The following is a 9,858-nucleotide window of genomic DNA, read 5'->3' as shown; positions in this document are numbered from 1 at the left end:
TGATAGTTAAAGCTAGTAAGCAATAGTTAGCGTTTAATTAACTATTAAAGAACCCTTTCGGACTGTTAAAGAAATGCACGAAACTCTCTACCACCTGCATGAACCGGAGACCGAAGCCGAGGCGAATGCTTGGTTGATGAAGTTTTTGCTCCATTACAATAGCCGACCCCATCGCAGCGAACCTCATTCCCGGATGGAAGACTGGGTTAGCAATTTACCTGAGTTAGGCATCCGTCAAATGTGTAATTGGGAACGTTTTTGTACATTTGCACGCGAACCCTCACGCCGCAAAGTAGGCATCGATGCTCGCGTTACAGTTGAGGGGGTAGCTTATGAGGTGGAACCAGATTTGGCTGGAGAAACTGTTGTTCTGTGGTGGGGCTTGTTCGATAACGAACTGTACGTAGAACACAAAGAGCGTCGCTATGGGCCGTTTTTACCTGTAGATGGCCCAATACCTCTACATCGCTACCGTAGTTTCAAGAAAACACGAACCCAGAAACGAGCTGACCGAATTGAATCTTTGGCAAAACAGTTGTCTTTACCGAACTCTGTCATTGGTAAAGGCAATCAGCCAGAATTCGGGAGTAATACAACCCAACTAAAGGTGCAGCCCTTTGTTGACCCTAACCCATTTCAAGAACTGACATTCAGCACGGTGATTGCAGCCAAATTAGCGATCGCTGATTATTTGGCACGCCCATTAGCCAAACTCTCCTCTGAACAAATGGCTTATATTGATGCGGTACTGGTAACTACTCTCAATAAGCAGGAGGTAATGAAACAAATTCGAGATTTCTTTAACCCATTATCAGGTACGAGCCATGTTGAGTGATGTCATGACTTATTTTGGTCTCAAACGTACCTTAGACCATGTGGGGTATTTTGAAACACAAGAGCAGACCCTACTATTTAAAGAACTTAAACCCCAAATTAGGCAAGGTCGCTTGATTGCGATAACAGGTGTTGTTGGTTGTGGTAAAACAACGACTTTACAACGACTGCAATTGGAATTGTCCTCCGAAAAAGACATAATTATTTCTCGTTGCCTTGCAATTGACAAAGATAAAGTCAACGTCGGGGTTTTGATGAGTGCTTTGTTTTTGGATTTAAGCACAGAAAAGGATGCTAAACCGCCTACTCACCCAGAACTTAGAGAACGAAAATTATTAGCTTTGATTCAAAAATGCCGTAAGCCTATAGTGCTTTTTGTCGATGAAGCTCATGACATTCATCACAGTACGTTAGTCAAAATTAAGCGTTTAATCGAATTGGTACGTCAGAGCGGTTGTACTTTATCTGTAGTGCTACTGGGACATCCCAAGTTGAAAAATGATCTGCGCCAACCATCTTTGGAAGAGATTGGTGCTAGAACCAATATTTTTAGTTTAGAAGGTATTAGAGGACATCAGGTTGAGTATATAAAATGGCTGTTGAGCGAGTGTATTTACGATGATTATCTGCCTGAAGATTTGATTACCGATGAGGCAATTGCATTTTTGGCAGAAAGATTGACTACTCCATTGCAAATTGAACATTATTTACAGAGGGCTTTTGAAGACGCTTATCAAGCTGCAACAAAGCCTGTTACTCGTGATATGGCTGAAGCTGTCTTGAATGTAGGACTTAACGATTTAGAACCCCGCTTAATACGGCATGGTTACAATGCTAAAGTGCTAGCTGAGTTGTTAAATATACGAGTAAGTGAAGTAAATTCTTTTATACACGCTCAGTTGCCTCCTGGTCGAACCCAAGATCTGAGAGACCAGATGTTAAAAATGGGAATTCCCTTGTATGCGTCAGAGGGAAATTAAATTAATCCGAGAAATACTTCATATAAAGTTTTTCTGTTTTATTTGTGTTCAGTTTATATCTAAATAAATAAACATATATGTCCGGTATAAAAGTTCGTATAAATTGGACACTTGTGAGCCAATAAATCCTGTATCTCAATTCCCATAGGGGTTACGGCTTATTTGCAGAGAATGTGGTTTCATTTGCAGAGAATGTGGTTTGTTTGCAGAGAATGTGGTTTCATTTGCAAATAATCTGGTTTTGAAACCCCCTTTATTTGCAGTTATTGTGGTTTCAAAAATGCCTTGTTTGCAGTTTGAAGTGTTTATGTTTGCAGTTCGCTACAAGTAGCGATCGCCCTGAAGCTGTATTATTACCTTCCTGTCCCTGCTGAGGTGAAATGTTCATGATTTTTTTCAACATTAATCTATGATGAGCCACTAAAAATACAGAGGAGTCAGTGAGGCGATCGCATCATCAAGATGTTCCCCCTGTTTCAAGGTAAATCCATGATGATCAAGCCAATCGGAATCGTAGACTGTCTCAAGGTATCTATCCCCTCGGTCTGGATTGATCATCAAAATCCGCGCACCCGCACCAAGAGAGCGCGCCAGATGCAAACCACCAGCGACAATTGCCCCTGTTGATGCACCAAGAAGCAATCCTTCACGACTTGCAAGTGCATGACACACCGAGTAAGCCATATCCTCTGGTATCACGTAAGCGCGATCGAGCATTGAAATATCCAGATTTGGTGGAAAGAAAGATAACCCAATACCCGTCATCTTGTATGGTTTGGCTGGCGTTCCCATAATCACTGAACCCACCACATCAACGCCAACAATACGTATTTTAGGAAATCGCGGTAGGAGATAACGAGCTATTCCCATTATTTGTCCCGCCGTGCTAACACCTACCACGACAGCATCAAGTTCACCAGCAAAGCATCCGTGAGAGGTTAAAGTAGAGTGCATTTTGTCAATCAGCTTAAATACTCAAAATAATTTAAATGAAAATGATAATCGTGTGCGTGGGAGGGGGTAAGGAGGCGAGCGTGGCTCGCCTCCTTACCCCTATATTTGATTATCATTATAAAACAAGTTTTAAATAGTTAAAATGTCCAATAAAAAAGTATTGTAACGAGAGAATAACTTAACAAAAACTGGGTAATCTTCTTAGGTAAATTTAATAATCAAACAAGGTAATGAAAAGTTTGGTGTTCCACCATGCCCAAGGGACAAAAACAAAACGCTGACCACGCCCATAGACACAATACTCCTACTATAGATAATGAAGCTATTTCTCAGCAATTAGAGGCTTTATTAACTCCTGCTATCTTTGCTCAACAAAAATACTATAAGCAGTTAGGATTAAGAGACAGAGTTCTCAATTTGTCGTTAATGGTGGCAGCAGTGTTAACACTCCTGTGGCGACAAGTTCCTGGTGTACAAGAATTAAATCGTTTGTTAGCAAGAGAAGGTTTATTATGGTGTCGTGTTACTAAAATCGCTCAACAATCGCTATCAGAAAGATTTTTAGTATTTCCATCTGAACTATTTGAGCGAGTATTTAAAGATTTACTACCTCAATTACAACTGAATTGGCAGCAAAGGCTCAGACGACCACTCCCCGATAGTGTTAAATTTGCCCTCAATAATTTTGAAAGGATTTGGATAGCTGATGGCTCTACATTAGAGGCTTTATTCCGCAAGCTCAAAAGCTTGGAGGACTTGAAAACAGGTCAGTTGGCGGGAAAGATTTGTACAGTTATAGATTTGGTTAATCGTTTACCTGTTGAGGTTTGGTTTCATACTAATCCTGCCGCTTCCGAAACTAATTTTGAAGCCCCATTACTGAATTTACTAAAAGCTAAAACTCTGATTTTACTTGACAGAGGTTTTTATCATTTTCATTTTTTTCAACAACTCATTAACCAAGAAGTTTATTTTATTACTCGTTTAAAAGCTAAAGCATCTATTAAATACTTAAAAATTTTTAGCTATGACCATTTAGTTAAAGACCGCTTGATTCTACTTGGTACTGTTCGTCGTGGCGCACCAGTTCTTACTTTACGTTTAATCGAAATTAAAGTTGGTAAAACTAGCTATTCTTATATTACTTCTGTCCTTGACCCACAAATCTTACCTCCTTACGCTGTGGCTGATTTATATCGCAGAAGATGGCGAATTGAGGAAGCTTTTCATACTGTTAAACGGTTATTAGGATTATCTTATTTGTGGACTGGTTCTATTAATGGTGTCAAATTACAAGTCTGGGCTACTTGGTTATTTTATGCTGTCTTGGTTGATTTGGCCGATGCTGTTGCTGATGAATTATCTCTACCATTTGACCGCATTTCGTTGGAGATGATTTATCGAGGTTTGTACCATTTTAGTGTTGCATACGATAAAGGTAACGCCGATGACCCCGTTAAGTATTTCGCTGCTCAAGAAAACCAAGATTTAGGAGTAGTCAAATCTCTGCGAAAGCCAGTCTCCAAGCTGGATTTATCCCCTTTTCCTGCACCCTCTTGACAAAAGTGCAATTACCTTAACCTCTCACTGATGCCAGCAAAGTGGGCTTCAATTTCCCGCGCAGTGTAGTATGAATGTGCCTCAGTATTCCAAGGATTCAAGTGCTGACATGGATACCAAGCATTAGGGATAGTTGCGGTAAGCTCATGCGCTCGTTTCATTCTCGCCTTTTGCATAGAGCCTGATTCGTCTGCTTCATGTAGCGGTACATCCACAAGTTCCGCACCATATGCTTTCAGCATTCGTCTAAACGGTGGCGCAGTTTTGGCATCGACAACAATAATCACTCGATACCCTCGGACTGCTCCTACCATTGCTAAACCAACGCCGAAATTTCCTGAGCTTGACTCGATAATCGTACCACCAGGTACAAGTAGTCCTTCTTCCTCCGCACGCTTGACGAGGTAAACTGCATTTTTCTCCTTAATTGATCCTCCAGGATTGCAGCTCTCAAGCTTTAATAAACACTCTGATTCAATACATACACGGGATATGTTTCCAAGCTGTACGATCGGGACATTTCCTAGTGCCTGGGTAACATTGGCAGATACAAAAAGATTGTATCTCTTACGATTGTTGTATTGCGAACTAGAAAAGTTCTCGGACGATAAAGTTTTGGGAAAAGAATTCATATTGAATATTGAAACAAATGAGGAAATTACTGTGGCTGCAACTTTGTAAACTTGCTTACTTGCTAAAGCTCTCTTATGTCGTATTTACAGCCTAAATTTAGTGATATTTGTAATAAACTTGATGTCATGTACAAATGTCTTGGAATACCTGATTAAATCAGCCGCCCCAATTATTGGTAGGTTTGCTTTTGTGCTATGGCAATTGGTGTGTCAGCTTTACGGGGCATCACTCCTAGTTAATAATCAATATCTAACAGGTTTATTTTTTCAAGCCAATTCTCAGAAATGCCTGTATTCATTCATGAATAGACTCGATATTTCTATCCTGAAAGATAAATATGAAATCAAGATGAAATTTCAGATATTGTCTTAAATAATTTCCAAAAATCAGTAGCTATGATTTTCTCATTGTCATTAAATTGACTTCCATGATTTGCTTTGTATACACTATTGCTTGCATGACGATGAAGCTTAAGTTAATGGAGGGTTTGTTTGTATAGCGTCAAACTCGAATATGAGAAAAATAATGCTAATGAACTTTCTTGATGTGACAATGAACACCAATAGTTTATAAATCAGTTTATAAATTTTCGGGAAATAGCTGGAATTTCATCTTGGTTTCATATTTACCTGTCAAAATAAATAGTGACTCAATAGACTCTTGCAAATACTTAGTTTCTGTAACTCCTCAAACTAAGACCACATCTATTTTGGCAAGTCAATCTACTGAGTCCTTTTTCACTGTTAACATTTTGCTATTTCAAAAAACATTGTAAAATTTTATACTTAAATTTTATGTAAAATGTATAGATGAAAAAGTTTTTAAAAAGATATCAACTTACTGTTGACAGGTGAACTCTATGAGAGTGTTACTAGTCGAAGATGAACCAGATTTGGGTGCTGCTATTAAGCGAACTCTTACCCAGCAGAAGTACTTAGTTGATTGGGTACTCGATGGTAATGATGCCTGGGCATATCTAGAAAATCAGTGGACACAATACACGCTAGCTATTTTCGATTGGATGCTGCCAGGAATATCAGGTTTAGAGTTGTGTAAAAAGCTACGTTCTCGTGAAAGTCCTCTACCTGTTTTAATGCTGACAGCTAAAGACAGAATGGAAGATAAAGTGACTGGGCTGGATGCAGGCGCGGATGACTATTTAGTCAAGCCCTTTGGCATGGCGGAATTATTGGCTAGATTGAGAGCATTACAGAGGCGATCGCCCCAATTTCAGCCTCAAGAATTAACTGTTGGCAATTTGACTCTTGATTACGGTAACAATATGGTTGTTAGTCAAAATAATACAGGCAAGAAACAGGAGATTTGCTTAACTAATAAAGAATTTCAGCTACTAGAGTATTTTATGAAACACCCAAACCAAATTGTGACTACTGAACAAATTCGTAATCAGCTTTGGGAAGTGAGTGCAGAACCCATAAGTAATGTAGTAGCTGCTCAAATGCGTTTGCTGCGTCGCAAACTAACCAATAATGGGTGTGGGAATATGATTGAAACTTTGCATGGTACAGGATATCGTCTCAATCTCACCGATGAATCAAAATAAACTGTTTAAGCAGACCCGCCTGCGTTTAGCCTTGTGGTATGCGCTCGTTATGGCTTTGATTTTAAGCTTGTGCGGTTTCGGGATCTACAGAGCGATTTCCCATGCTCATTGGATGACATTAGATCGAGAACTGGAGTCTGTTGCCGGAACACTGCACGACAGCATTGAACTAAAATTACAGCAACCCGGTGAATTAGAACCAGTTATGCAGCAGCTTTTACCCAATATTTGTATAGTTGATCAAAGCTGTATTCAAGAGCAGTTAAGTTCCCAACGCCATATTTTAAGTGCAATCAATCAAGGTAATTATTATGTGCGTTTTTTCGATAATTCTGAACGCCTGATAGCGATCGCCGGCACTTATCCAGAAGGATTACCCCCAGTCTTTAACAAGGAACTTTGGCAAACTCTCAAAGACAGCAAAGGACACTTCTACCACCAAATTTCTTTTGTTCTGCACACCCAAGACAATCGTGATTGGGGTTACATTCAAGTAGGGCGAAGTTTGGCAGACTTCAATAGTTATCTTGTTGCGGTGAAACTCATTTTAGCATTGGGTTTACCAATGGTAATGACTCTGGTTGGTGTTGCTAGTTGGTGGTTAGCCGGGTTAGCAATGCAGCCAATTTATCGCTCATATAGACAAATCCAACAATTTACAGCCGATGCTGCACACGAATTACGGACACCTTTAGCAGCAACACAAGCGACAGTAGAATCAGCCCTTTTGATGCCTCAAATAGATGAAATAGAAGCACGGGACATTCTGCAAACTCTACAGCGTCAAAATCAGCGACTGACAACTCTGGTGACAGATTTGTTGCTGCTGACTCGCTTAGATCGTCAACCAGCACCAATGCAACGAGACATTTGTTGCTTGGATGATATTGTGAATGACTTAATAGAGGAATTTGCAGCCTTGGCGATCGCATCTGATGTAACATTAACATCTTCAATCCGCGTGTCAACTTCTTTGAATATCATTGGTAATGTAGATCAACTTTATCGCTTGTTTTCTAACTTAATTATCAATGCAATTCAATACACATCAAAAGGAGGACAGATAACCGTTTACCTAGATCGCAGTGACCATTATGCTGTGATTCAGGTGCAAGATACGGGTATTGGTATTCCGCAGCATGATTTGACTAGGATTTTTGACCGCTTCTATCGAGTCAATAGCGATCGCTCCCGTAGCACTGGCGGTTCTGGATTGGGATTAGCGATCGCCAAAGCAATTGTTTTGGCACATCACGGCAGCATAGATGTGCAAAGTGAATTTGGTAAAGGTAGCACTTTTACTATTAAGTTACCTTTCGATGTCCGTCCACTTGATAGCGTTCGCTCTATTTACCCATTTAAAATCCTATATCGTCGCTCACATCAATAACAATAAAATTGGTACTGTTGGAAAAACTTTTAAAGACAATTACTATCCAAACTGTTTACAAGCCTTTAGAGAGTGAACTGGCTTTGGTTGATCAGGTTCTATTCGCTAGAATTTTTTTGAGATCACCTAAACTGAATCATTGGATCAAACCGAGCTAAGAAGCGTCTTCCTTCTTTTCTTCTAAAAGTGCTTCAATTTGGTCAAAAAGACGATTAACTTTTTTGACTTTTTTCTCGTCATCCCAGATTTTGCTCTTGATGAGTGCTTTGTATATTTTGCTGGTTCGTTCCTTGTTTTGTTGTTGGGGAGACTGGGGTTTACTTTCTGATTGAATTTGAAGAATATCTCCCACTAACTCTTTGATTACAGATAATGAGAGATTTTCTTCAATGGCTTTTTTTAAAATATTTTGCCGTTTTTCATTGTCCTTAATCCGAGCAATTTCTTTTGACTTTGTGTATTCTATCTGACCTTGCTCTAATACTGCTTGGATATCTGAAGGTAGTTTAAGTAGAGGAAGGCGGTTTGATACAAATGACTCCCAGGATATCTTACCTATCTGTAGAAATATTCTTTGTATCGCAAGTGCTTCTTCACTAACCATAACGTTATGGTTAGAATTTCCCTTACTTTCGTTATTCATCTGATACAGAAGAGAAACTATCCCTTCTTGGTCTTTTTCTAGCTCGTGGGTAAGTAATTCTAAAATGCCGATTGTTTCCTCCCAGGTATTGAGTTCTTCACGCTGGAGGTTTTCAACTAATCGAAGCTTGCGAGCTTGTTTATCATCGCACTCGATAATGACTACAGAAATTCTCTCACTCCCTGCAATTTTGCAAGCTTTAAGACGGCGTTCGCCGGCAATCAGTTCATACTTGTTTTCTTCAATTTGCCTGACGACTATAGGTTCTAGTAATCCTACTTCTTTAATGCTATCGGCTAGGGATTTGAGTTTTTCAGGGTCAAAATAGCGACGTGGTTGACTCGCTGGAAGAATGATTTGAGATAAAGGTAAAGTGGAATCAGATAAGGATTGTTCTACTTCGTCTCCGAATAAATTATCGAGTCCAGTGAGTTTTTCTAGTTCGCGTTTTTGGCTCATAGTTGAGTAATATATTTTGTAATTTCTTCGAGTATGCTAACTGCGGGGTGGTTTTTCTTGTGGAGTGCAAGTGGTAGATGTGCCTGGGTTGCGTCAGGAAAAGCTGTTGATTTAGGAATGGGGGCAGTAACGTGTATCCGTCCTTCAACCTGTTGTTTAATTTCTTCCAGTATTCCTGTGTCTTGAAGATTACGATTATCGTATTTGGTTGGAATTATACAGGCAATTTGTAATTTCTGGTGTCCTCCTTTTTTGAGCCGGGCGATCGTTTCTAGCAGTTGGTTGGTGCCAAGATAGCACTTATATTGTGTTTCAACAGGAATAATAACGTGTGAAGCAGCTACTAAGCTCATAATGCTTAGGATTCCTAGAGAAGGCGGACAATCAATTAAAATATAATCATACTGGTCAAGTACATTTGAGAGTGCAAATTTGAGCCGTTGGCGGTTGTCAATGGTCAAGTCATGAAAAATTTTTTGCTCCGTACCTGCCAATTGGATATTTGTTGGTACAAGGTGCATCCCGTGAATAGGTTTTTCCCATATATACAGGGGAGTTTCTTCAGCGATCGCACCATAGATAGTTTGCTCAGTTTTGAGCTTGACTTCCCCTAATCCCATAAAAGCTGTTAGCGATGCTTGTGGGTCCATATCCACAAGCAGTACACGGTGTTTTTTAGCAAGGTGGTATCCAAGATTGTGTGTAATAGTCGTCTTAGCTGCACCACCTGACTGATTGAAAGTGGCAATTATTTTGGTTGATGACATATATTAATGAAGCGATTTTGTGAACCCATGTCAGCGATTCTACCAAACAGTGGATTTTTATTTTGGATTTTTGA

The 9,858-nt window shown here is 39.7% G+C and carries 7 protein-coding genes and 2 pseudogenes; 5 read left to right on the top strand and 4 right to left on the bottom strand.

Going from position 1 to position 9,858, the window contains the following annotated elements; genetic code table 11:
- Positions 1–43: 43 nt before the first annotated feature.
- Positions 44–835 (top strand): annotated as a pseudogene (locus NIES593_RS18035) (IS481 family transposase); the annotation flags it as partial.
- Complete coding sequence (locus tag NIES593_RS18030; protein WP_073600895.1) at positions 825–1,814, top strand: ExeA family protein; 990 nt, start codon at positions 825–827, stop codon at positions 1,812–1,814. The pseudogene NIES593_RS18035 and the gene NIES593_RS18030, both read left to right, overlap by 11 nt.
- A 420-nt stretch (positions 1,815–2,234) precedes the next feature.
- On the opposite strand, the gene NIES593_RS18025 is transcribed toward NIES593_RS18030, so the two are convergent.
- Entirely contained in the window at positions 2,235–2,768 is a 534-nt protein-coding gene (locus NIES593_RS18025; protein WP_217651961.1) for a pyridoxal-phosphate dependent enzyme, read from the bottom strand.
- 252 nt (positions 2,769–3,020) lie between these two features.
- On the opposite strand from NIES593_RS18025, the gene NIES593_RS18020 reads away from it, so the two are divergent.
- A complete protein-coding gene (locus tag NIES593_RS18020; RefSeq protein ID WP_073600894.1) occupies positions 3,021–4,328 on the top strand; it encodes an IS4 family transposase in 1,308 nt (435 codons plus the stop codon).
- A gap of 32 nt (positions 4,329–4,360) precedes the next feature.
- On the opposite strand, the pseudogene NIES593_RS18015 reads toward NIES593_RS18020, so the two are convergent.
- Positions 4,361–4,960 (bottom strand): annotated as a pseudogene (locus tag NIES593_RS18015) (pyridoxal-phosphate dependent enzyme); the annotation flags it as partial.
- 860 nt (positions 4,961–5,820) lie between these two features.
- Between NIES593_RS18015 and rppA the strand changes: the two are divergent.
- Entirely contained in the window at positions 5,821–6,525 is a 705-nt protein-coding gene (gene rppA / locus NIES593_RS18005) for a two-component system response regulator RppA (protein ID WP_073600893.1), read from the top strand.
- Positions 6,512–7,915, top strand: coding sequence for a two-component system sensor histidine kinase RppB (gene rppB / locus NIES593_RS18000; RefSeq protein WP_073600892.1), 1,404 nt, complete (start codon positions 6,512–6,514; stop codon positions 7,913–7,915). The genes rppA and rppB overlap by 14 nt, the downstream gene beginning before the upstream one ends.
- A 154-nt stretch (positions 7,916–8,069) precedes the next feature.
- On the opposite strand, the gene NIES593_RS17995 is transcribed toward rppB, so the two are convergent.
- A complete protein-coding gene (locus NIES593_RS17995; RefSeq protein WP_073600891.1) occupies positions 8,070–9,017 on the bottom strand; it encodes a ParB/RepB/Spo0J family partition protein in 948 nt (315 codons plus the stop codon).
- Entirely contained in the window at positions 9,014–9,784 is a 771-nt protein-coding gene (locus NIES593_RS17990) for a ParA family protein (RefSeq protein WP_073600890.1), read from the bottom strand. Before NIES593_RS17990 ends, NIES593_RS17995 begins: the two co-directional genes overlap by 4 nt.
- Positions 9,785–9,858 lie beyond the last annotated feature (74 nt).

The organism is Hydrococcus rivularis NIES-593 (assembly GCF_001904635.1).
Lineage (GTDB): Bacteria > Cyanobacteriota > Cyanobacteriia > Cyanobacteriales > Microcystaceae > Hydrococcus > Hydrococcus rivularis.
The sequence above is the reverse complement of the archived record's forward strand: the minus strand, read 5'-3'. Positions and strand labels throughout refer to the sequence as shown.

What these genes read in the sequence shown, in the direction of transcription:
- NIES593_RS18030 (WP_073600895.1), top strand. Translation starts at nt 825, where the DNA reads ATGTTGAGTGATGTCATGACTTATTTTGGTCTCAAACGTACCTTAGAC.
- NIES593_RS18025 (WP_217651961.1), bottom strand. Translation starts at nt 2,768, where the DNA reads ATGCACTCTACTTTAACCTCTCACGGATGCTTTGCTGGTGAACTTGAT.
- NIES593_RS18020 (WP_073600894.1), top strand. Translation starts at nt 3,021, where the DNA reads ATGCCCAAGGGACAAAAACAAAACGCTGACCACGCCCATAGACACAAT.
- rppA (WP_073600893.1), top strand. Translation starts at nt 5,821, where the DNA reads ATGAGAGTGTTACTAGTCGAAGATGAACCAGATTTGGGTGCTGCTATT.
- rppB (WP_073600892.1), top strand. Translation starts at nt 6,512, where the DNA reads ATGAATCAAAATAAACTGTTTAAGCAGACCCGCCTGCGTTTAGCCTTG.
- NIES593_RS17995 (WP_073600891.1), bottom strand. Translation starts at nt 9,017, where the DNA reads ATGAGCCAAAAACGCGAACTAGAAAAACTCACTGGACTCGATAATTTA.
- NIES593_RS17990 (WP_073600890.1), bottom strand. Translation starts at nt 9,784, where the DNA reads ATGTCATCAACCAAAATAATTGCCACTTTCAATCAGTCAGGTGGTGCA.